The organism is Janthinobacterium sp. 78 (assembly GCF_003096775.1).
Taxonomy (GTDB): Bacteria; Pseudomonadota; Gammaproteobacteria; order Burkholderiales; family Burkholderiaceae_D; genus Janthinobacterium; species Janthinobacterium tructae.
Genome location: NZ_QENT01000001.1, coordinates 3,829,636 through 3,851,068, shown reverse-complemented (window position 1 = coordinate 3,851,068; position 21,433 = coordinate 3,829,636). Strand labels below are relative to the sequence as shown.

Here is a 21,433-nt window from a genome sequence, read left to right as displayed (position 1 = left end):
CCACTTACCTTTAAGGCAATCAACATGAAAAAAATGTTCGCTTTTGCCGTGGCGCTCGCCGCCATGGCATTGTCCACGGCCACCTCGGCCGCAACCGCCAGCGCCCAGGCTGTGCGGGGCTTCGCTGCGCCAGCCATCAGCAAGGCAGTCTTCTGCGCACGCGTGGCGCGCGAGCTGGCGTATGGATACGTCTGGAACTACGCCGCCAAGACCGGCCTGGTACTCGGCGCCAACAACCTGACAGGCCTCATCAATACGCTGTATAACGCGATGGATGTGGTTTCCCGCGAACAGATCGGTATGATCCCGGCCGTGTCGAGTGACATGACCTTCGCGCGTGCCGCCGTTGGTCAGACCGTCACTTCGCCAGTTGCGCCAGCAGCAACTGCGACTGATATTGTGCCAGCCGTTACGCCGCCAGATGACGGCAACCAGAACATCGGCAACAAGGGCGTCACGCTGACGAAAGCGCGCCGCGTCCCAATCCGCTGGAACGGTGAAGAGAAACTGGCGCTGGATAACAGTGGCAATAGCTACAACATCATCTTGCGCGACCAGTTCGCGCAAGCGATGCGCACGCTGGCCAATGAGGTCGAAAGCGACCTGACGGCGCTGCACGTCAAGGCCTCGCGCGCATACGGCACCCCAGGCACTGCTCCGTTTGGCGTCGCCAACGAGCTGAATGACACTGCCGGCGCGCTGCGCATTCTGGAAGACAACGGCGCCCAAGGCCTGGACTTCCAGCTGGTCCTGGGCAGTGCCGCCATGCAAAACATGCGCAGCAAGCAATCGGGCCTGTTCAAGGTCAATGAGGCTGGCCGCGAAGACATGCTGCGCAACGGTATCACAGACCGCTTGCAGAATCTGGCGCTGCGCCAGTCGTCCCAGATCAAGCGCCCAGCCAAGGGCACCGCTGTCGGCGCCACAACCAATGCCGCAGGCTATGCTTTCGGCGCCACGGTTATCACGATGGCGGCAGCTGGTACCGGCACGTTTGTTGCTGGTGATGTAGTCAGCATTGCTGGCGACCCGGAAAACAAATACGTGGTTGCCTCCGGCGATGCGGACGCCTCGAACGGCGGCACCATCACCCTGGCTGCTCCCGGCCTGATGCAGGCAATCCCTGCTGCCGCAACGGCGATCACCGTTGCCAACGTTGGCTTCCGCAACCTGTTCTTCGCCCGTTCGGCGATCGTGCTGGCCACCCGCGTGCCTGCGCTGCCAGCGCAAGGCGACTCGGCTGTTGACCGCACCATCATCACCGATCCGGTGTCGGGCCTGTCGTTCGAGGTGAGCATGTACATGCAGTACCGTCAGGTGCAGTACGAGATCGCACTGGTATGGGGCTGCGGCACCGCCAAGGACGAGCACTTCGGCATCCTGCTGGGATAATTATCAACCTGGCCCGTCCAGCACTGCGGTGCTGCCGGGCCTCACCTGGAATTCACCATGGATACCCTCAAAATCGTATCGACGGACCCGCACACGCAGGGCCCATTCGTCGTCATCAATAAATCCGACTTCAACCCCGACGTGCACGAGCTGTACGGCGACCAGGATCTGGGCGCGCCATCCGAGCGCGCGCCGACCATGGCCGAACTGCTGGCGGCCCGCGATCAGCTGCTGGAACGCGAGCGCGAACTGGGGGCCGAGAAAGAGCACGTTGCCGAGCAGGCGCGGGCCAACGAGGCCGAAGCGCAGCGCCTGCGCGACGAAGCGGCAAGCCTCCAGGCTGCCAAGGACGCTGCTGCCGCACAGTCGCAAGTTGCACCAGCCACGGCCACGGCCGAAAAGCCAGCAAAAGTCGCCAAGGCGTAATCCCTGTCCAGCACCACCCCGCGCGCCGGGGTATTCCATAAACCGCATTCCCGAAAGCCACTATGCCAACCATCACCGCCGGCGGCACGCCGCAAACCATCAACTTGTCCGAGGGTCAAGTTCTGAATGTCAGCGGTTCTGCCGGCGCGGCTGGCGTGGTGTATCGCCTCGATCCAGTGCTGGGTGGCACGAATTCACTGCAATCGTGGGCCATCGGCGCTGGTGCGTTGGCGCAGATCGGGCCTTATGCCGGCCTGCAGCGCTTCCTAGTGACGTGCTCTGTGGGACGTGTGGATGTGAGTGCGTCAAATGCGGTGTTGAGCCTATCGAGCGGTGGCGCCGCTGGATCGATCCCATTTGTGACTGCTGTTCCGCTTGGTGGTAGCGTCGTGATGGAAAAGAAGGCGGTGAACGGGGCGCTGACATTCGTGCCTTCAGGCGCTACCTCTGGTGGCGTATGCGTTGCAGAGCTGCTGGCCGATGGCGTGAATGCGCCTTCTTTCGCGGCTTTTGAAGAGCATTCCTCGTCGTCCGGCTGGCTGAATACGGCAGGATTTACGAACCTTGTGCAGTTTTTCTGCATCGGCACCCGCAATTATTTTTCGGTCTCGCAGCCCCTTGTACAAGTGACCCCAGATTTGACGCCGCCGACCGTGGCGTCAGCTATCGTCGCGGCAGCTTCGCCGGGAGTGCTCTCCATCGGCTTCAGCGAGGCGCTGGCCAGCGGCTTTGTTCCAACCGCAGGCGCATTCACGGTCGACGGCCACACCGTGACTGCGGTGGCCTTGCGCGCAGCCTTCGCAGACTTGACAGTTGCCCCGGCGTTTGTGAGCGGCGAGGCCGCGCGCACTGCGGCGTATGCCCAGCCCGGTAGTGGCGGCTTGCGTGACGCGGCCAGCAATCTGGTGGCGTCGTTTAGCGGCCGCGCGATTGCCAATAATGCCGGCGTGGTCGTGACCGTGCCAGCTGCGCCCACAGCGGTTGCAGCGGTGGCCGGCAATGGCCAGGCCACTGTAACCTATGCGCCCGGTGCCGATGGTGGCTCGACCATCACCGGTTACGTGGCGACATCAACGCCAGGCGGATTTACTGGCAGCGGCACATCGGGCCCGATTGCGGTGCCTGGCCTGACGAACGGGTTCGCCTATACGTTCACCGTGCACGCCGTGAACAATATCGGCAACAGCGCCGAGTCGGCACCATCGGCCGCTGTTACGCCAGCAGTGCCGGCCGCAGGATATGCTCGGTTCGCAAGCCTGGTCAACACGACCGAGAGCGGTAGCGCCGATCCATACGCCTACACAGGTAATGGCACAGCATTTGGTACTGCAATGGGCGGCATAGCAACAAAATCTCGCGTGGTTGGGACTGATGGCTCTTGCGCCGTGGTGCTTGGCGCGGCCACCGACGCGACGCACGAGGCAATGCTCGGGCTGGATAATTCTGCCACCCCTGTCGGCTACACTTCGCTGGACTATGCGGTGTTCGCGCCAAGCACGGGAACCTATCGTGTAGTCGTTGGGGGAGTTAGCACGGCCGCAACAGTGGCTGTTTCCTGCGCCGTGGGCGATATCATGCGCCTCAGTATCACAGGGGCGAATCTTGACGCACAGGTGTCGAAGGACGGCGGCATGACGTGGACGACCATCTACTCATGGAGCGGCATCTCCGCATCGGCAGTTAAATATCATATCCAGGCTGCGAAATCTGCTGTACTTACCGCCAGCCAGATTGTCGGTGCCGCATGATGATCATCCCGACCGGAACGGCGCGCACGATCTATGACCCGTCCCGTACAGCCATCACCTACGACGGCAACAGCATTATTGATCCGACGTTGCCCGGCGATCTGGTACTGCAGCTGGCAGCCATGGCGCCCATCAGCAATGCCCTGACGATTTCCAATATCGGCAAGTCGGGCCAGACCATCCGGCAAATGATCGCGACGCGAAGCGATGTATTGGCATCCTTTGTGCCCGGTCGCCGCAATATCCTGATCGCGTTCGAGATCACCAACAGTATTTTCAACGGAGTGTCCCGAACTGGCCTGCAAGCTATTGCCGATCTGGCCGAGTACATCGCCGCGGCGCAGGCTGACGTCGCTGCTGCTTACCCAGGTCAGCGGTGGACTGTGATTGTGCAGACGGCCATTCCGCGCGGCGACTACCTGGGCGCCGTCTATACCGCGCAGACCGGGGAGGTGGAGCTGCAGGCCGCCAACGCGGCACTGCGGGCGGACTACCGCTCGATGGGCGCAACAGCCCTCGTAGAGTCGCGGCGCCCAGGCGGCATTTTCGATTTCACTGACTCGCACAACGGCGTTCGATTCCCGTCGACCTATTGGCGCGATCGCACGCACCCGAATGCGGCCGGCGACGCCGTGTTGGCCGGTTATGTAGCTGATGTCCTGAAGACGCTGCCTGCCCGCTGAAATTTTAAGGATCCACATGCTCACAATCGAAACCGGCGCAGGCCTGTCTGACGCCGAATCCTACGCCAGCATTGCCGCAGCAGACGTGCGCTGTGTCAGCCTGGGCCTGACTGCCTGGGCGGCGCTGGCCGAAGCTGATAAGGAAATCGCGCTGCGCAAGGCCATGATCTTCATGGCCACCTACCGCACGCGCTGGGCCGGCCGACGGGTGTATCACCACCAGGCGCTGGACTGGCCGCGCTACAACGTGGCCGTCGACGGCTTCATCGTGCCCAGTACCATCGTGCCGGCGGACGTGGTCCACGCCTGCATCGACCTCGCCGTGCGCGCCGGCCGCGGCGAGGAGCTGCTGCCCGACCTCGATACAGGCTCGAACGCTATCAAGAAGGACAAGACCGGCCCACTGGAAACGGAGTACTTCCAGAACACCACGGATGCGCGCGAGCGCTTCGTTGCCGTGGACGCGCTGCTGGCGCCTTACTTCGGCTCGACCGGTGGCGGCAATTCGATCAAGGTGATACGAGGATGAGCGCATATCCAGCAGTGAAGATCGACGGTTGTTTCGTCGCAGACAACACCTACCGCGAGGGCGACAAGGTGTGGATCGTCACCAACCTGATCGCACGCGCTAAGGACTTGGTGCCGTTCGACCTGCCGCTGGCCGCGATCTACAGCGGGTCGGAAGTCTGGCCTGCAGTGGGATCGGCTTACGGCATTGCGCATCATGTGCGCCGCGCGCTGGACGTCAACACCGAGTATCCGATCATTCTGTGCCAGCAGGGCTTCATCATGGATGGCTGGCATCGCGTGCTGCGCGCCCTGATCGACGGCAAGACCACGATCAAGGCCGTGCGCTTCGTGGAGACGCCGCCGTATGACTACTTGAAAGCGCCATAGGCTATGACCGATTACAGCAAAACCGCCGCGCGCGCCGACCAGTCCCTGCGTCGCAAGGGCGGCATTGTGGTGCTGCGCCAGGTCGTGACCGGCGCGTACGATCCGGACTTGGGCATGGCGCCCACCATCACCACCGACTACGAAGGAACGGGCGTGAAGATCGCCTACGAGGCCGAGAACATCGACGGCACGCTGATCCAGGCGGGCGACCAGAAGCTGCTGCTGTCGCCGCTGCAGCGCAACGTCGCGTCGATGCCGGCGCCGACTACGGCCGATCTGGTGCTGTTCGGCGGCGCCAGCTACACAGTGAAGGCCGTCGAAACCACAGCACCGGTCGATGTGGCCGTGCTGCACACGCTGCAACTGCGGGGGCTTTGATGGCGAACATATCGTTTTCGATGCAGATTGCCGAGTTCATCGCCAAGACGAAGGCCAACCAGGATCTGGTGGTGCGCGCCATCACCATGAAGATCGACAACAAGCTGGTGCAGCGCTCGCCGGTCGGTGACGCCAAATACTGGAAGCACAAACCGCCACCAGGCTACACAGGCGGCCGCTTCCGCGCCAACTGGCAACTTTCCATCGGCTCGCCGACCGCTGGCGTGCGCGACCTGATCGACAAGGACGGCAGCGCCACAATCGCCGCCCACGGCAGCACGATCAGTGCGGCGAAGGCGGGCGACGTGATCTATCTCGTGAACAACCTGCCCTATGCGAAGCGCATCGAGGAGGGCTGGTCCCGCCAGGCGCCCGTCGGCGTGGTGATGCTGACGGTCGTGGAATTCCGCACCATTGTGGACAATGCTGTGAACGGCGTGCGCGATGGCACTACCGCAAGCGAGTTCGCCCAAGGCTATTCGAGCTATAAATTATGAGCCAACCAACAATACGAGCGGCGCTGGAGGCGGCCCTGGCCAGCCTCGCGCCAGCCATCGACACCGCTTGGCAGAACGTGCCGTACACGCCAGTCACCGGCCGAGCGTATCAAGCGGCCTATTTGCTGCCGGCGGAACCGGACAATCATTCCTTGGGCGACGGCTCGCGCCAGGAGCGTGGCATCTTCCAGGTCAGCTTGCTGTATCCGCCGGGGCAGGGGACTGCTGCCGCCGGCGCGCGCGCTGAAATGATCAAGGAGCTGTTCCGCCGCGGCGCTAGCTTCACGAAGGGCGATGTGACCGTGCAGATCGAGCGCACGCCTGAAATCGCCGACGGCCGCGAGGACAGTGATCGCTGGATGGTCCCTGTCAAGATCAGGTATTTTTGCAACCTGTAACCCGCATCACCCCACATAGATCGCCTCGGCGGTCTTTTTTTTCGACCAAAGAAAGGCAATCCACACCATGACCACTGCAAACGGAATCGACAGCCTCCTCGTTATCGGCAAGCAAACAGCGGAAGGCACGAAGGCGCTGGCCGCCGCCGGCCGTCTCTATCCACGCGTGACCGCGACGTTCGACACGGACGCCGACAAGTACTCGAGCAATGAGATTGACCCGAGCCAGCAACAGAGCGATACCCGCCTGGGCAACTTCCGCACCTCCGGCGCCATCAAGGGCGAGGCGAGCTGCGGCACCTACACCGCGTTGCTGGCCGCGCTGCTGCGTCGCGACTTCACCGCTGGAGGCGTCACCACGGCGCAGAATACGGTCGCATCGGGCGCAACGGGCCTGACGCGCACCGCTGGCTCCTGGTTGGCCGACGGCCACCGCGCCGGTACCGTGGTGCGCATCAGCGGCCTGCTGACCACTGGCACCGCCAACAACGGTAAGAATTTCTTCGTGACCTCGGTGACTGCCTTGGTATTGGCAGGTCAGTTCATGGACGGCTCGGCGATGACGGTCAAAGCCGCCGGCGATCCTGTGACCGTGACCGCGACCGGCAAGCGCAGCTTCACGCCACTGACCGGGCACACCACGGACTGGTTCACCGCGGAAGTTCAGGATCCGGGCATCGCCGTCAACCGCTGCTTCATCGACCAGTTGGTCAGCAAGGTCGATATCGCCGTGCAGCCGAACGGCATCACGAGCATGGACTTCACCCTGATGGGCAAGCTGGAAGGCGCGACCACGCCAGCGGCGTACTTCGCGGCGCCAGCCGCCACGCCCGGTACCGGCAAGTTCTCTGGCGCCACCGCGATGCTGTCGGTCGCCGGCATCCCGTCGCAGATTTGCACCGGCATGTCGCTGTCCCTCGATGGCCAAGTCAAGATCGATCCGGTGATCGGTTCCAAGTTCGCCACGGCCGCCTCGCGCGGCAAGGTACTGGGCAGCGGCCAGTTCACGGTGCTGATGCAGGATTCGGCATACATCGATTACTTCAAACAGGAAGTCGAACTCCCGTTGGCCTACGCCATGGCAGCCAGCACGGCGCCGCTGGCCGAAGTCATGGCGATCGCCATGGGCCGCATCAAGATCACCTCGGCCAAGGTCGATGATGGCGAGAAAAACAAAATTATCACTTGCGCTTTCGACATCCTGCGTTACCAGGGCGCTGACGCGCAGCACGAAGCAACCACCGTGGCCTTCCAAGACACCAGTCTGTAATCCATTGCTCGGCCACGCGCCGGGCTTCCTTTTTGGCGCAAGCCAACCCCAGCACCGACCGGTCGCTGTCGCCTTCGTGGGCGCGGCGGCCGGCACGGGCATTGTTTATTACCCACGAAAGGCACTACCCATGAATACCACCAAAGCACCTGCAGTCCTGAACACCGCTCAAGCCCTGGCCGTCGCTGGCTTCGATATCTCCAACCTGTCCGCGCCTGCCGCGCGCGTGACCTTCGACGTGCCCGTGATCTTCGACGCCGACGGCGAGCCCGTGGCCGGCATCAAGATCGTCGGCAAGAATTCCGACGAGTACCGCAAGGAAAGCCACGCCGTGCGCGCCGAAGGCTACAAGAAGTCGGCTAAGCGCAAGACCGCCATCGATGCCTCGACGGATGAGGGTGCAGATCAGCTGGTGCACGTCATCGATGACAACCAGAAGCGCCTGGCCGTGGCCGTGGCCGTCGACTGGTACGGCTTCACCAGCAACGGCGCACCGGCTGCGTTCGACAAGGACATGATCGCCGCTGCGTTCGACAAGTATCCGACCTGGCAGGACCGCGTGACGACCGCCCTGGAAAACGACGTCAATTTTTTGAAGGTCTAATCCAGGCCCTGCTGCTGTACGCCGATCACCTGTTTGATCGTGCGGCAGCGGCAGGCGACGGCAACGCGAAGGGCGATCACCTGGACACCGCCCGGCAAAACCCGCTTTATCGGGCGCCCGAGGCGTCGGCGGTGCCGCAGTTGCCGCCCGAACTGGCCTATATCTGGGCCTGGTTCACCCAGCTGAACCAGAAACGCCAGTGCGGCATGGCTGTGAATTCGCTGACCAGCACCGAGATATTGGCCTGGCAGGTGCGCCACGGCATCCGCTTCGATCCGTTCGAAGAAGCCGCCATCGATCGCCTTGATGCGCTGTTCATTTATCACCAAAACAAGAAGGACAAATAAATGCCTGATATCGCCCAACTTGGACTTTCCATCGATACGCGCCAGGTTGTCGAGGGCAGCAAAGCCCTGGATTCCCTCGGCGAGGCGGCGGTGCGAGTCGAGCAGAAGACTGCTGGCGCCACTGCTGCCGTTGACAAGTTGGGCGAGGCCAGCGCTGGCGCCAAGGCTAAGGCAACTGAAGGTGCTGCGGCTGTCGATGCGCTGGGTGATGCGGGTGCGCGCGTTGCGCCAAAGGTTAGTGGCGCGACCACGTCCGTTGATTCGCTGAGCGCGGCGACGGCGCGCGTGCGCTCGACATCGACCGAGGGCGTCAGCGCGCTGGACAACTTCACCAATTCGTCGGCCGGTGTGTGGCGCCGCGGCAGCGATGCCGCCAAAAGCGTCGAAGCGCTCGGCGATGCCACGCAGCGCACCGGCCAACGTGCAGCCATCAGCAATGGCCAGATGGATGATACGTCCAAAATCATGCGTGCGCAGGCCGAGCAGGCGCGCCTGGCGGCCCAGGCCACGCAGGCGCTGGGCGGCTCGACCACGCAATTGACGCTGGGCCAGCAGCAACTGATCGAGCGCATGCGTGAACAGGCGGCCACGATTGGCATGAGCCGCACCCAGCTGCTTGCCTACCAGGCTGCGCAGATGGGCGTCACTCAAGAGACACAGCGAGCAATTGCAACAATCAAGGCGCATGAGGATGCGCTCAAAGCCGCCGTCAAGGCAAAAGAGGATGCGGCACGCTCGTCCGGCGTTCTCGCTGATGGACTCAAAATGCTTGGCGCGGCGTATGCAGCGTTGAAGGTATGGGATTACGTGAAGGAAACGGCTCTCCTGGCGGCACGGTATGAGACTCTTGGCGTCGTGATGACAGTAGTGGGCCGCAATGCTGGATATACCAAGACGCAGATGATCACCGCCACGGAGGCAATCGCGGCGCAGGGCATCACGATGATCGAGTCGCGCGAGTCGGCCGTCAAGCTGGTGCAGGCGCACGTAGACCTGAAAAACGCCACCGTGCTGGCGCGCATTGCCCAAGATGCGGCGGTAATCGGACACCTGAATTCTTCCGACGCATTTGATCGCCTGGTCAATGGTATCGCGCGGGGCAACGTGCTGATCTTGCGGAATATCGGTATTAACGTGAACTTGCAAAGCGCATATCGCCAGATGGCCGATGAGCTAGGCAAGACCACCAAGGAGCTGACGGAGAACGAGCGCGTGCAGGCGCGTCTTAATGCTGTGATTGATCGCGGTTCCGATATTGCTGGGACCTATGCCGCAAGTATGGATACAGCCGGTAAGCAGATCACTTCGATGCAACGCTACGTTACGGACTTGAAAACACGCTTTGGCGAAACGTTCAACGAAGTGCTCACCGTTTCTGTGATGGCACTTACGCGCTCCCTGAAAGATGCCAACGGAGAGGTAAGCGAGTTATCTAAAAACAATCAATTAGAGGATTGGGGGCATAACCTTGCCGCGACCTTTGTTTGGCTTGCGAATACTGTAAGCAATGCAAATACAGTGTTGGTTAAAGCGTGGGCATGGGCAGATCACCGTGAGGCGCGCGACAACCTGGTGGGCAAGTTTCGCCTCCAGGCGCGGGCAAATGATGCCGACAGCTCAATTCAAGAGCCGGAGCGCGTGCGTCGCGCGGCGCGAATTGAGTCAGGCTTGCAAAGCGAGTTGGCGCAAGAGTATGTCGACTATGTGAGTCATCAGGCCAAACTAACAGGTGAGTTCGATAGATTTGCGATCGCAGAGACAGAGCGCAATGCAACCCGGACAGCAAGGCGCAAATCGGAAGCCGACGCGCGTTTGAAGGTAGATGCAGACTATGCCAAAGCCGCGTCAGACATTCTCCTGAAATCAGCATCAGAAGGCGCGGTCGCTCAAGAATCGGCGCGCAAGAAAGTTCTCGCTCTTTACGAGAAAACCTATGTCGGCACGCCCACCTATCGCGATACCGAAGGCCGCGAGCCAAAGCCAAAAGCCGACCAGGTCGAAAACACGCAGCTCGCCGACCAGATCAAGCAGTACGCGAAGGAAGCCGCGACTTCCAAAGCCCACTACGATGCCCTGGGCAAGCTTGATGACATGTACCTCAAGGGTGGCGAGCTGTCGGCTCAGCAGGCCTACGCGAACAAGCGCGACTACGCGCTAAAAACCTACGAGGCAGAGATTGACGCTTATCAACTTCAAATCGACGCATTGAATAACCACAACAGCGCAACAAAGGAAGAAAAGGCAAAGCATGCAAAAGAATTAAACGAAATTAGCGGCAAGCTAGATGCGACAGAGAAGGCATTCTTCGATGCAAGCTTTACCCGCGACGAGGAAGAGCGCCTGCGCCAGGCGGCAACCGCGACGGCAGCCGCCGATGCTGCGAACAAGGAAATCGCCAGCATCAACGCGCAAGTCGCTGCCGTCGAAGAGCAGATCCGTACATACGGCATGCTGCCGGCGGCCAAGACGGCACTGGCTGTCGCTGACCTTGAAGAGCAAAAAGCTGCTCTTGCAAGTTTCGAGGGCAATGAGAAGGTCATCGATGGCATCAATCGCAAGATTGAAGCGATGAAACGCCTTGGCATCGTGCAAGGCAGGGCTTCGACGCAAGAGCAGGGCGGCGACGTGGCCAAGGCCAAAGAGCTGCTGGATATCCTGACGGCTGTTGACACTGCAACGAAGTCGGCAGCGCAAGGCATGGCTGCGTCGTTCGGCGCGGTTGGCACTGCCATCGGTGGGCTGACGACGGCCTTGTCTGGCTATGCCGTGCAGCAGCAGGCTATCGCTGCGCAGTTGGCCGCTGCTACTAAAGATGCGTATGGTGACCCGACCAAAGTCGCCAAAGCCCAGGCCGCTGCGGCCCAGCAGGGCGCGCAGGCGCAGATCAAGTCTTATGGAGACATGGCCAGCGCCGCCAAGGGCTTCTTCAAGGAAAACACCGCCGGCTACCGTGCATTGGAAGGGGCGGAAAAAGCCTATCGTGCCGTGGAAATGGCGATGGCGATTGAGTCGATGGTGAAAAAACTGTTCACCGTTTCCGCTGTCACGACAGCTACGGTGGGCGGCGAGGCGGCAAAAGCGGCTGCGGTTCAAGCCGGCGTGGCGACGCAGCTGACTGCCGATACCGTCAAAGGCACGTCCGCTGCAGCGGTGGCAGTTGCAACCCAGGCTCAGGGCGATCCGTACAGTGCCTGGATTCGCATGGCGGCGATGGCAGCTGCGATGGCGGCCCTGGGCTTCGCCGTCTCTGGTGGCAGTGGATCGGACACGACTGCCAAGGATCGCCAGGCCGCCACCGGTACCGGATCCATCCTGGGCGACTCATCCGCGAAATCGGAATCGATCGCACACAGCCTGGCCATCATGGAGAAGAACTCCGGCCTGGGCCTGGCGCACACCATTTCGATGGACCAGTCACTGAAACAGATGGTGGCCGGCATCGGTAACCTGGGCAACCTGCTGGCGCGCTCGGGTATCACCGCCGCCGGCGCTGGCGCGACGGCGGGCATCGCCACCGGCAGCACGCCCACGTTGGGTAAGGTCGGACAAGGCGTGTTGACGGGTGCTGCGACGTATGGCGGCGCTGTGCTGGGCGGCAGTATTGCCGGCGCCATGACCATGGGCACCATCGGCAGCAGCCTGACCATGATGGGCGCAGTCGCCGGCCCCATCGGCATGGCCATCGGTGCCGCCATCGGTTTTGTGGTGTCGAAATTGATCAAAACGACCGTGTCGGTCAAGGACTCCGGGATCACGGGCGCGGCCACATCGCTGGGCAACGTCGACGCGCTGGGCTTCAATGCCCAGGCGTATGCCGACATCAACGTCAAAAAGAAGGCGTTCGGCATCAGCTACAGCAGCAAGGACAGCACCAAAACGGCTGCGCTGTCGGACGAAATGAACGACCAGTTCACCATGATCATCACCAGCATGGGCGACACCATCCGCAGCGCAGCCGACGTGCTGGGCCTGGGTGGTGCTGCGTTCAATGCGCACCTCAATTCGTTCGTGGTGGACCTGGGCAAGATCTCGCTGAAGGACTTGTCGGGCGAAGAGCAGCAGAAAGCCCTGGAGACGGCGTTTTCCAAGATGGGCGACGACATGGCCAAGTTCGGCGTGGCTGGGCTGGCGCAATACCAGGCTGTCGGCGAGGGTTATCTGGAAACGCTGGTGCGCGTCACCAATGATTTCATGCAGGTGTCCGACGTGCTGGCCGTCCTGGGCAAGTCCTTCAACACCACCGGCCTGGGCGCTGTGGCGCTCAGCGAAAGCCTGATCTTGGCGACCGGCGGCCTGGAGGCGTTGACGACCAATACCGGCTATTTCGTCGAGAACTTCCTGACGGAAGCGGAACGCATGGCGCCGATCACCAAGTCGGTGAACGATGCCATGGGCAAGTTGGGCGTTTCAGGCGTGACCACGGTCGACCAGTTCAAGGCCCTGGTGCTGGCGCAGGACCTGAACACGGCCGCTGGCCAGGCGATGTATGCGCAGCTGATCGCCATCGCTGAGCCGTTCAAGAAAGCAGCTGACTACGCGGCTGAGCTGGCGGCTGCCACCGGCGACCTCGCAGCAGTGAACAAGACTGCCAGCGAAATCGCCAGCGAGCGCAAGGACTTGCTGCAGCAGTTGAACGAATTGACGAAAAGTGAAACGGCGTTGCTGGCCATTCAGCGCGCTGGCATCGCCGACGTCAATAAGGCGCTCTTCGACCAGGTGCAGGCGGCCAAAGCCGTGGTATCAGCCAAGGACGCATTGGGCAAGGCCTACGACAGAGAGGCTGCAGCGGCCCAAACGGCGCTGGATAAATCGAAGTCGTGGGTGGACACCCTCAACGGCCTGAACGCCAGCATGGCCTTGGGCAGCCAGTCCATCCTGACGCCGCAGCAGAAATATGCCGAAGCGCGGGTCCAGTTCGAGAAGACCCTGGCGGCGGCAAATGCGGGCGACACGACAGCGAGATCAAAGCTGGATAGTGTCGAGCAAGCCTTTTTGGCTGCCTCACAGGTGGTCAACGCTTCGGACGCCCGCTACACGGCAGATTACGCCCGCGTGCTGGCGGCCAATGAAGAGGCATTGAAATGGGCCTCGGCGCAGGTCGACGTGCAGCAGGCCAGCCTGGATGCCCTCAAGGCCCAGGTGTCGGGCCTGATCACCATCAACGACAGCGTGCTGACGGTGGCGCAAGCCATCGCCAACCTGCATGCGGCGATGGGCACGGCCACTGGGCTGGGCGTCAAGTTCGACGGTTCCCATTCCGGCGGCCTGGCCAACGTACCGTTTGATGGCTACGCGGCCGAGCTTCACCGCGGTGAAGTGGTGGTGGATGCGCAAGCTGCCTCTGCCATGCGCCGCTACTTCGGCGGCGCACCGAGCCAGGGCGGCGGCAACACCGACGCCCTGGTGGCTGAGATCAAGGGCCTGCGGGAAGAGGTCAAAGGGCTGCGCGCCGATCAAGACAAGCAGACCGGTGCCTTGATCCGAGGCACCGTCGAATCGAACGACAAAGCGGCCAAGACCGTCGTGGCAGGTGTCGAAAAATCAACCAAGTCCGATGTGTGGGGAAAACAAGAGGAGTATTCGAAGTGACCGATGCGCAATTTTTAGAATGGCTGCAGGACGATACAGCCCATCGCACGGCCCTGGTCGAGGTACAGGTGAACGTAGCAGGCGAGGAGGTGACGCGGTACATTGCCTCCCGTTCGTATGTCACCGGTCCGCTGGATGTGCCGCCCAACACGGCGTATCTGGCGCTGGTCACGGACGGTCTGGCCTTTACAGAACAGATCAGCCTGACGAGCGAGGCGGGGCTGTCGGGCGGCGATATCGAGCTGGCCAATACGGACGGTTCGCTCGACAGCTGGCTGGCCGACGTCTGGCGCAATCAGCCGATCAAGGTCTGGTTCGGTGACGTGCGCTGGGCGCGCGGAGAATTCCAACTACGCTTCGACGGCCTGGTCGCCGATGTCAGCAGTGCCGGCCCCGAATCGATCAATCTGGCGCTGCGCGACAAGATGGGGCGCCTGGACACGCCGATCACCGAGGCCAAGCTGGGTGGCACCACGCCCAACAAGGACGTGACCTTGCCAGTGCCGTTTGGTGAGTGCCACAACGTCACGCCCTTGCTGACGAACCCGGCCACGCTGGAATACGGCTTTCTCGGCGCTGTCGAGTCGAGTTTCGAGGTGCGCACCAACGGCAAGCCGATTGCCGTGGCACTCAATGATCAGGCCGGGCGCTTCAATCTGACCACGCCACCCTATTCGGCAGCGATCACGGTCAGCGTCCAAGGCGACAAGGGCGGAGGCTACGTGCCGCGCATCGCGCCGCTGGTGCAGCGCATTGCCACCGCCTACGGCAAGGCGGCCGACCGCTTCACGCTGGCCGACCTGGACCTGGCCAACCTGGCAGCGTTCGATGCTGCCCACCAGCAGCCGGTGGGTCTGTATGTGGCGGATCGGATGAACCAGGCGCAGGCCATCCAGCAGCTGGCGGCGAGTGTCGGCGCGCAGGCGGTCATGTCGAGCACCGGCCAGTTGCGCCTGGTTCAGATCGCATTACCGGCTGCCGGCATTCCGGTGGAAATCGGCCCTGCGCAGATGATCGAAGGTTCGCTTCGGCAGGTCGCGCGCTTGCCTGTGGTGGCGGCCGTCAAGATCGCCTACGACCGGAACTACACGCTGCAGCCCAGCCTGACTACCAGCATCCCGGCCGAGCATGCCGATATGTACGCGACGGAATGGATGACGGTCACGGCGGTCGACGAGGCGGTGCGCGCGCGCTACCGCCTGACCGATGACCCGCCGCAGATCGAAACCTGCCTCAAGCAAGAGTCGGATGCGGCGGCGGAAGCGGCTCGGCGCCTGGCGCTGAACAAGGTGCAGCGCACCACTTACGAATTTGAAGGGGTGCCCGAGATGATGATGCTGGAACTGGGACAAGCTGTCGTGCTGCGCCATCGGCGCTACGGCCTGCAGGACGGCGTGCCTGGTGTGGTGGTGCTGCTTTCGCGCCGGTGGCTCGATTGCCGTGTGACGGTGGGAGTGCTGGTATGAGCGCCATCGTAGGTACGCGTGACAAGCGCCTGCAGGCGTCGGCCGAGCGTTTCAGCACCACCGCCGACGGCAAGGCCCTCCTGATGTCCGCCGCCACGCCCGTGTTTCGCGTGAACAGCGCCGGCGCCGGCGCGCCCGGCTCGATTGCCATCACGGCCAAGCCCGTGAACGTGGTGGGCGATATCGTGTTTTCGGTATCCGCCGGCACGCAGATCGCAGTCGACGGCAACGTGGCCACCGTTGACTTTGCCAGCATGACCACGGATACGGCCTTGGTGCAGGCGCGCATCCGCGAATTCGGCGTCGACTATATTGCCAATTACATCATCAGTAAGGTCTTCGACGGCGCCAGGGGTGACACCGGCCTGGCCGGCTTGAACACGGGCCAGGCCTTCGCCTACAAGCGCGCGGCGGCCGCCCCTACTGATTCGCCGGGTGACGTGATCTTTACTTTTGCCACGGGCAGCATCACGACGCCTGCCGGCAACGACCTAGCGAATGGCTGGTCAAAGAATATCCCGGCTGGTTCGGCTCCCTTGTACGTGCGCGTGGCCGCTGCCAGCTCGCGCAATGCCACGGACAATATTGTCGCCAACGAATGGTCGTCGGCCGTGCTGCTGGTCAGGGACGGCGCCACCGGTGCTGATGGCACGAACACGGCACAGGCCTTCGCTTATAAGCGGGCGGCATCCGCGCCTGTCGACTCGCCCGGCGATGTGGTCTACACGTTCTCCAGTGCAGCCATCACCACGCCGGTCGACAACGACCTGGCCAATGGCTGGACCAAGACCATCCCGGCCGGCACGGCACCGCTGTACGTGCGCGTAGCAGCGGCCAGTTCGCGCAGCGCCACGGATGGCATTGCCGCCAACGAATGGACGGCTGCCGTGCTGCTGACCCAGGATGGCCTGCCTGGACAGAACGGTGTGAACGTGGCGCCCGTGCGTATCTATCAGCGTGCCGCCGCCAATGTGGCGCCGGAGCTGCCGAGCGCGGCATGCACATTCACCTTTGCCACGGGCGCGCTGACAGGCCTTAACAACGGCTGGTCGACGCAGGTGCCGACGGCGGGCGGCGCCTACCTCTTCACGTCGGGCTCCACGGCCGCGTCAATTGCCGCTACGGATGACATCCCAGCGGCAGAATGGGCTGCGGCGACACGCATGGCAGCCGACGGTGCAGCTGGTCTGGATGGCCTGAATGTGGCGCCCGTGCGTATCTATCAGCGTGCCGCCGCCAATGTGGCGCCGGAGCTGCCGAGCGCGGCATGCACATTCACCTTTGCCACGGGCGCGCTGACAGGCCTTAACAACGGCTGGTCGACGCAGGTGCCGACGGCGGGCGGTGCATACCTGTTCACATCGGGCGCCACGGCCGCGTCGCGCGGCGCCACCGATGACATTCTGGCCAGTGAATGGTCGGCGGCCGCGCGCCTGGCGGCCGATGGCGCCACCGGCCAGCGCGGCACCGTGACGGTGACGGCGCCCGGCTATTCCACCTGGTCGGATGACTCGGCCGTGTATGAACTGGGTCATGCAGGCTACGGTGCGCCGATTAACCGCGACGTGGTGACCTTGCACGACGCCACGCATGCGGTGACGAAGTATTATCAGGGCGGCTCCTGGTATGTTTTGGGCACCTACATCGACGGCCACCTGCTGGTGCAGGGCAGCATCGCCACCCAAGCACTCGGGGCGGAGTCCGTTACGGCAGCTAAAATTGACGCGCGCGGGCTGGTTATCAAGGACCCTGAGGGCAATGTTATCCTCGGCGCCGGCGCGCCCCTGACGGCGGACTATTTGAACGCCGGCATTGGTGCAGGGAATTTGATCAGCAATTCTGGCCCCTATCCAGGGACCGTTGGAGGCTTTGGCCTGGTACAAACGTATTCCCCAGGTACGACTACCTTCGGGGCGAGCGACACAGCTTACGTTCCTACCGGCGCGGGTGGGGTCTTCATACAGTGTTCTGGAGTCGTCCCAGCGGGGTCTGTCGCTACTCTAGCCGCCAAACAGGGGTCTGGCTTCCGAAAATTTCCAGTGACTGCTGGCGTGCGCTACGAGCTTACCGCGTACGTGAGCTCGCATCGCTGCAAGGGGGCTGTAAACCTTGCCTTCTATACTGCGAGCGGGGCCTACATCGCGGAATTTACCGGGAATAACGTAGATAATTCCCTGTCTACCGGCCCCTTGAGCGCGTGGCCTAGATCCGTAGTGTTCGCCACCGCCCCGGCCGGCGCTGCTTACGCTGCCGTGCGCGCCGTGCTTTTTGGCAATGGAGGCACGAACGCTTACCTTTTCACGTCTCTCTGGTACTTCGGCGTGGCGCTGTCCGCGCAGACTGTGCCCTCAGCCTGGGCGGATGGCCCAGGAGCCGGCTTTGGAGATAACATCTATGGCCAGATCACGCCGAGCAATTCTCCGACCTACATCGCCAATGCCGCTATCGTGAATGCGCAGATCGGCGGCGACATTTACAGCAGCAATTGGAACGGCAGCACGACGGGATGGTTGCTGGACAGGAACGGGAATTTTTACGCGAACAGCGGCACATTCCGAGGTGCGCTGTCCGGCCGCAACGTCACGGCCGAGAATCTGGCCACGGACATGGCGCTTATCGGCACCGTGATCCGCTCGCAGACATACAACCCGGGCAGCTACGGCTGGATGATCAACGCTGATGGCACCGCTGAGTTTAGTGCTCTGTCGATCACAGGGCGCCCGACGGGCCCGGTGTATGGGCAAAGCGACATGACGAGCTATCCCGTCGTATTAGTAACGCTGGGCAGTGCTACCGGCATTGCTGCGGCGCACAAGGTCACCGTGCAGCTCGATGGGCAGGTGACTACGGCGGCCGCATCAGGCTCCAGCGTTACCATTTCACTGTACTGGGGTAGCGCCGCAGGCAGCGAAACGACGCTCATAAAATCCTGGACGGCGTCTGCGCGAGGCCTCGGCAGTGGCGTCTGGGAGGACGAGATACTACCGTTCGTTGAGCAGGTGACTGTTTCCGTTCCTGCTGATGCGTCCCGCACAGGGTCTGGCGCCTATTTCAAAGCCCTCGCCACCCGGACGGGCAGCAGTACCAGCGGCACCGATGCATCCCTGCAAATCAGCACCAACATAAAGAACCCAACAGCATGAGTTTGAAATACGCATACCTCGATAAAGCCGGTTACGTGCAGCAATGGGCGGCCGGCGACTGCCCCCCCGCAGTGGAAGGCCTGACGTTACATCAGCTTCTGCCTGGTGAGTTGGTGTGCCCGCGCCTGCGAATGATCGATGGCGCACTGGTGTCGTATCCGCCTGAGGTGCTGCTGGTCGACGTGCAGGCAGGCGCCATCGCGGATGCCAATGCCAAACGCGACAGGCGCCTCGCAGGGTTCGACCGCTTCTCTTACGGCGGCGTGCTGTACGACGGTGACTTGCGCGCCGAAGCGGCCATCAAGCTGGCTGCACGCAGCGCAGCATTGGGACTGATGCCAGATGGCGCTGTGTGGCGTGTGTTCGACAATACGGATTTACTGCTGACGGCACCGCAGGTGATCGAATTGGAGGCGGCAATGATCGAGGCGAAAGCTCGATTTGTGGCGCACCATCATGCTCGCTGCCGTGAGCTCAAGGCAGCTATTGTGGCTGCTACGTCGGCAGCCGATGTGCGCATGGTGGTTGCAGCGGCTTCTCAACTACCAGACCTCACTGAAGGTACTGTATGACCAATCTTCGCATTATCTACGACAACGCCGCCGACCGTGCTGCGCTGACGGCCAGCACCACGGCCGGTACGCTGGGCGTGGCCAACCTGCAAAACAACCGCAAGGGCCGTCCTTGGCGCGCTACCGGTACCACGGCGCGCCTGGGCGCTACCTGGGCCGTGCCCGAGCGCATTGGCGGGGTGTTCCTACCGTTCTGCAACCTGTCGCCGACGGCGACGATGCGCGTGCGCGTGTCGAATGAGTCGGCGGCAACGAACCTGAACACCTATTCATCCGATTTTTGGGCACCAGGCTACAGCAGGCCTGGGCCGACTGTTGTGTTGCCCAATACGGATGTCGCGCCAGATGGTTCCTTGACCATGAGCACCTTGAAATCGACTCCGGGCACGACATCGTATTGCCAGAAAGTTATCGCGGGCGCGACTTTTACCAATTATGTCGTGTCGCTCTTCATCAAGGCCGGCAGCGCGACAGGATCTCGTTTCAGCATTTACGACCCGGCGATTTCCCTGAACACGGCGTCAGCGATCATTGACTGGGCGAACGGTGTGCCGGCCATTCGAAATGGCGGCGCTGGATGGGTGATGGCGCCGACGTTGTCGGCAACCTCCGTTCCTGGCGTATATCGGCTGGCTGGCGTGGTGAACAGCCGCGAATTTGCGGGATTGGCGGTCTTGAATTACCCGGATTTGTCCAACGGCGGCTTGAGCACCAAATACTGGGGATTGAGCGTGGTGGAGGGGTCGGCGTTGAGCAGTTATTACCCCTCGCTGGATACCTTCACGTCGCGTGCCTCCATCGGTACTTTCTTTGGTAGTAATGGCCTGCTGCAAACGGCGGCAGCGAACGTGGCCAGGATGCAGTACAACCCAGCAAATCTGTCTGCTCCACCGAAGTTGCTGCTGGAGCCGGCCGCGACGAACCTTGCCCTGCAGTCTGGCAATATCGCCAGCGCGAACTGGAACATGCGCTGGGGTGGTGCGGCTACCGTGGCGGCCGATCCCGCCGTGCTTGCGCCAGACGGCACGCCGACATACAAGGTCAGCCCGACTTCCGGCGGCTCCGGCATTGGCCAAGGCATTTCCCTGACAGCTGGCGTCACCTACACGTTCAGCATGTGGGTCGCCGCTGGAACGGCGCCGCGCAGCTTGGGGGTTTGGCCCGCTTCCGGTTCCGTATTGGCGTTCTCGACAATTCCTGCCAATTCGCCGATGGCGCGCTACAGCGTCACGTACACGGCCGCCACCACCGCAGTGCATTATTTTGGGCTGCAGGGCATCTTCGTCGGCGATTCTTTATGGTGCGCCTGCGGGCAGGTCCAGGTAGGGCTGTATGCGGATTCATATATTCCGACCACGACCGCCGCCGTGACGCGCGCAGCCGACGTCGCCCCCTCCGCGCCAGGCGTGCGCCCGGCTGGCTACATCGACGCCTGGCAGAGCTACAGCTACGACAGCGGCATGCTGCCGGCATGTCCGGCCGCAGCAGCAGCGGTCGACGGTTTCACGCCCCTGCAGGCGGCCAGCGCTTACAGCAATGGTGGTGGTGCCTATGCGCGTCACTGGCTGTCGGCACAGATGCCGGCGCTGGGCCTGGCGATTGACATCAAGGACCCGGCCAACCTGCAAGGGTATGTCGAGGCCTGTCGCCTGGTGACGGGTGCTTACTGGTCGCCCACCAATAACCCGGACTATGGCGCGTCCGTGACGCCCATGGACGCCAGCACGCATACCCGCACCGGCGCTGGCGACTTGTGGACCGACGCTGGCCCGCGTTCGCGCAAGATGCCCCTGCAGTTGAGCACACTGCCGGCGGCCGACCGCACGGCGCTGTTCGGCATCGTGCGTCGCAATGGCATGTCCGGCGCCATGCTGGTCAGCCTGTTCCCGGAATCGGCCGACCTGGAGCTGGCACGTGACCACACCATCTTCGGCAAGCTGTCGTCGGTCTCGGCGATGAGCATTCCGTACTACGAAAACTACGCTATGCCGCTGGAGATCGAGGAGATTTAACCCCTGTACCG

General features: G+C 62.4%; 17 protein-coding genes. All 17 read left to right on the top strand.

Annotation, left to right across the window (positions count from 1 at the left end):
• Nucleotides 1–24 precede the first annotated feature (24 nt).
• The 17 genes from C8C92_RS16940 (at nucleotide 25) to C8C92_RS16860 (ending at nucleotide 21,422) form a co-directional block, all read left to right on the top strand.
• The gene (locus C8C92_RS16940; protein ID WP_116744685.1) at nucleotides 25–1,392 is read left to right on the top strand and encodes a P22 phage major capsid protein family protein; all 1,368 of its coding nucleotides are present in this window, start codon (nucleotides 25–27) and stop codon (nucleotides 1,390–1,392) included.
• 57 nt (nucleotides 1,393–1,449) lie between these two features.
• The gene (locus tag C8C92_RS16935) at nucleotides 1,450–1,818 is read left to right on the top strand and encodes a hypothetical protein (RefSeq protein ID WP_116744684.1); all 369 of its coding nucleotides are present in this window, start codon (nucleotides 1,450–1,452) and stop codon (nucleotides 1,816–1,818) included.
• Nucleotides 1,819–1,880: 62 nt separating this feature from the next.
• The gene (locus C8C92_RS16930; RefSeq protein ID WP_116744683.1) at nucleotides 1,881–3,566 is read left to right on the top strand and encodes a hypothetical protein; all 1,686 of its coding nucleotides are present in this window, start codon (nucleotides 1,881–1,883) and stop codon (nucleotides 3,564–3,566) included.
• Nucleotides 3,563–4,249, top strand: a complete 687-nt coding sequence (locus tag C8C92_RS16925) for a hypothetical protein (RefSeq protein WP_116744682.1) — start codon at nucleotides 3,563–3,565, stop codon at nucleotides 4,247–4,249. Before C8C92_RS16930 ends, C8C92_RS16925 begins: the two co-directional genes overlap by 4 nt.
• Before the next feature lie 16 nt (nucleotides 4,250–4,265).
• Nucleotides 4,266–4,778, top strand: coding sequence for a DnaT-like ssDNA-binding protein (locus C8C92_RS16920; RefSeq protein ID WP_116744681.1), 513 nt, complete (start codon nucleotides 4,266–4,268; stop codon nucleotides 4,776–4,778).
• A complete protein-coding gene (locus C8C92_RS16915) occupies nucleotides 4,775–5,146 on the top strand; it encodes a hypothetical protein (protein WP_116744680.1) in 372 nt (123 codons plus the stop codon). The genes C8C92_RS16920 and C8C92_RS16915 overlap by 4 nt, the downstream gene beginning before the upstream one ends.
• 3 nt (nucleotides 5,147–5,149) lie before the next feature.
• The gene (locus C8C92_RS16910) at nucleotides 5,150–5,524 is read left to right on the top strand and encodes a hypothetical protein (RefSeq protein WP_116744679.1); all 375 of its coding nucleotides are present in this window, start codon (nucleotides 5,150–5,152) and stop codon (nucleotides 5,522–5,524) included.
• A complete protein-coding gene (locus tag C8C92_RS16905; protein WP_116744678.1) occupies nucleotides 5,524–6,021 on the top strand; it encodes a hypothetical protein in 498 nt (165 codons plus the stop codon). Before C8C92_RS16910 ends, C8C92_RS16905 begins: the two co-directional genes overlap by 1 nt.
• Nucleotides 6,018–6,419, top strand: a complete 402-nt coding sequence (locus C8C92_RS16900) for a DUF4128 domain-containing protein (RefSeq protein ID WP_116744677.1) — start codon at nucleotides 6,018–6,020, stop codon at nucleotides 6,417–6,419. The genes C8C92_RS16905 and C8C92_RS16900 overlap by 4 nt, the downstream gene beginning before the upstream one ends.
• 67 nt (nucleotides 6,420–6,486) lie before the next feature.
• Entirely contained in the window at nucleotides 6,487–7,689 is a 1,203-nt protein-coding gene (locus tag C8C92_RS16895; RefSeq protein ID WP_116744676.1) for a phage tail tube protein, read from the top strand.
• A gap of 130 nt (nucleotides 7,690–7,819) precedes the next feature.
• Nucleotides 7,820–8,293 carry a hypothetical protein gene (locus C8C92_RS16890; RefSeq protein WP_116744675.1) on the top strand — a complete coding sequence of 158 codons (474 nt, stop codon included), beginning with the start codon at nucleotides 7,820–7,822 and terminating at the stop codon, nucleotides 8,291–8,293.
• Between the two features lie 131 nt (nucleotides 8,294–8,424).
• Nucleotides 8,425–8,640, top strand: a complete 216-nt coding sequence (locus tag C8C92_RS16885) for a hypothetical protein (protein WP_116744674.1) — start codon at nucleotides 8,425–8,427, stop codon at nucleotides 8,638–8,640.
• Nucleotides 8,641–14,229, top strand: a complete 5,589-nt coding sequence (locus C8C92_RS16880; RefSeq protein WP_116744673.1) for a hypothetical protein — start codon at nucleotides 8,641–8,643, stop codon at nucleotides 14,227–14,229.
• Nucleotides 14,226–15,695 (top strand): hypothetical protein, encoded by a 1,470-nt coding sequence (locus C8C92_RS16875; RefSeq protein ID WP_116744672.1) that lies wholly within the window; start codon nucleotides 14,226–14,228, stop codon nucleotides 15,693–15,695. Before C8C92_RS16880 ends, C8C92_RS16875 begins: the two co-directional genes overlap by 4 nt.
• Nucleotides 15,692–18,838 (top strand): hypothetical protein, encoded by a 3,147-nt coding sequence (locus C8C92_RS16870; protein ID WP_116744671.1) that lies wholly within the window; start codon nucleotides 15,692–15,694, stop codon nucleotides 18,836–18,838. The genes C8C92_RS16875 and C8C92_RS16870 overlap by 4 nt, the downstream gene beginning before the upstream one ends.
• The gene (locus C8C92_RS16865) at nucleotides 18,835–19,410 is read left to right on the top strand and encodes a DUF4376 domain-containing protein (protein ID WP_116744670.1); all 576 of its coding nucleotides are present in this window, start codon (nucleotides 18,835–18,837) and stop codon (nucleotides 19,408–19,410) included. The genes C8C92_RS16870 and C8C92_RS16865 overlap by 4 nt, the downstream gene beginning before the upstream one ends.
• Entirely contained in the window at nucleotides 19,407–21,422 is a 2,016-nt protein-coding gene (locus tag C8C92_RS16860) for a hypothetical protein (RefSeq protein ID WP_116744669.1), read from the top strand. The genes C8C92_RS16865 and C8C92_RS16860 overlap by 4 nt, the downstream gene beginning before the upstream one ends.
• Nucleotides 21,423–21,433: the final 11 nt, after the last annotated feature.

Bases quoted from the DNA above. Each gene is read 5' to 3' on its own strand.
- C8C92_RS16870 (WP_116744671.1), top strand. From the start codon at position 15,692: ATGAGCGCCATCGTAGGTACGCGTGACAAGCGCCTGCAGGCGTCGGCC.
- C8C92_RS16860 (WP_116744669.1), top strand. From the start codon at position 19,407: ATGACCAATCTTCGCATTATCTACGACAACGCCGCCGACCGTGCTGCG.
- C8C92_RS16925 (WP_116744682.1), top strand. From the start codon at position 3,563: ATGATGATCATCCCGACCGGAACGGCGCGCACGATCTATGACCCGTCC.
- C8C92_RS16915 (WP_116744680.1), top strand. From the start codon at position 4,775: ATGAGCGCATATCCAGCAGTGAAGATCGACGGTTGTTTCGTCGCAGAC.
- C8C92_RS16890 (WP_116744675.1), top strand. From the start codon at position 7,820: ATGAATACCACCAAAGCACCTGCAGTCCTGAACACCGCTCAAGCCCTG.
- C8C92_RS16940 (WP_116744685.1), top strand. From the start codon at position 25: ATGAAAAAAATGTTCGCTTTTGCCGTGGCGCTCGCCGCCATGGCATTG.
- C8C92_RS16880 (WP_116744673.1), top strand. From the start codon at position 8,641: ATGCCTGATATCGCCCAACTTGGACTTTCCATCGATACGCGCCAGGTT.
- C8C92_RS16920 (WP_116744681.1), top strand. From the start codon at position 4,266: ATGCTCACAATCGAAACCGGCGCAGGCCTGTCTGACGCCGAATCCTAC.
- C8C92_RS16910 (WP_116744679.1), top strand. From the start codon at position 5,150: ATGACCGATTACAGCAAAACCGCCGCGCGCGCCGACCAGTCCCTGCGT.
- C8C92_RS16895 (WP_116744676.1), top strand. From the start codon at position 6,487: ATGACCACTGCAAACGGAATCGACAGCCTCCTCGTTATCGGCAAGCAA.
- C8C92_RS16905 (WP_116744678.1), top strand. From the start codon at position 5,524: ATGGCGAACATATCGTTTTCGATGCAGATTGCCGAGTTCATCGCCAAG.
- C8C92_RS16900 (WP_116744677.1), top strand. From the start codon at position 6,018: ATGAGCCAACCAACAATACGAGCGGCGCTGGAGGCGGCCCTGGCCAGC.
- C8C92_RS16865 (WP_116744670.1), top strand. From the start codon at position 18,835: ATGAGTTTGAAATACGCATACCTCGATAAAGCCGGTTACGTGCAGCAA.
- C8C92_RS16935 (WP_116744684.1), top strand. From the start codon at position 1,450: ATGGATACCCTCAAAATCGTATCGACGGACCCGCACACGCAGGGCCCA.
- C8C92_RS16930 (WP_116744683.1), top strand. From the start codon at position 1,881: ATGCCAACCATCACCGCCGGCGGCACGCCGCAAACCATCAACTTGTCC.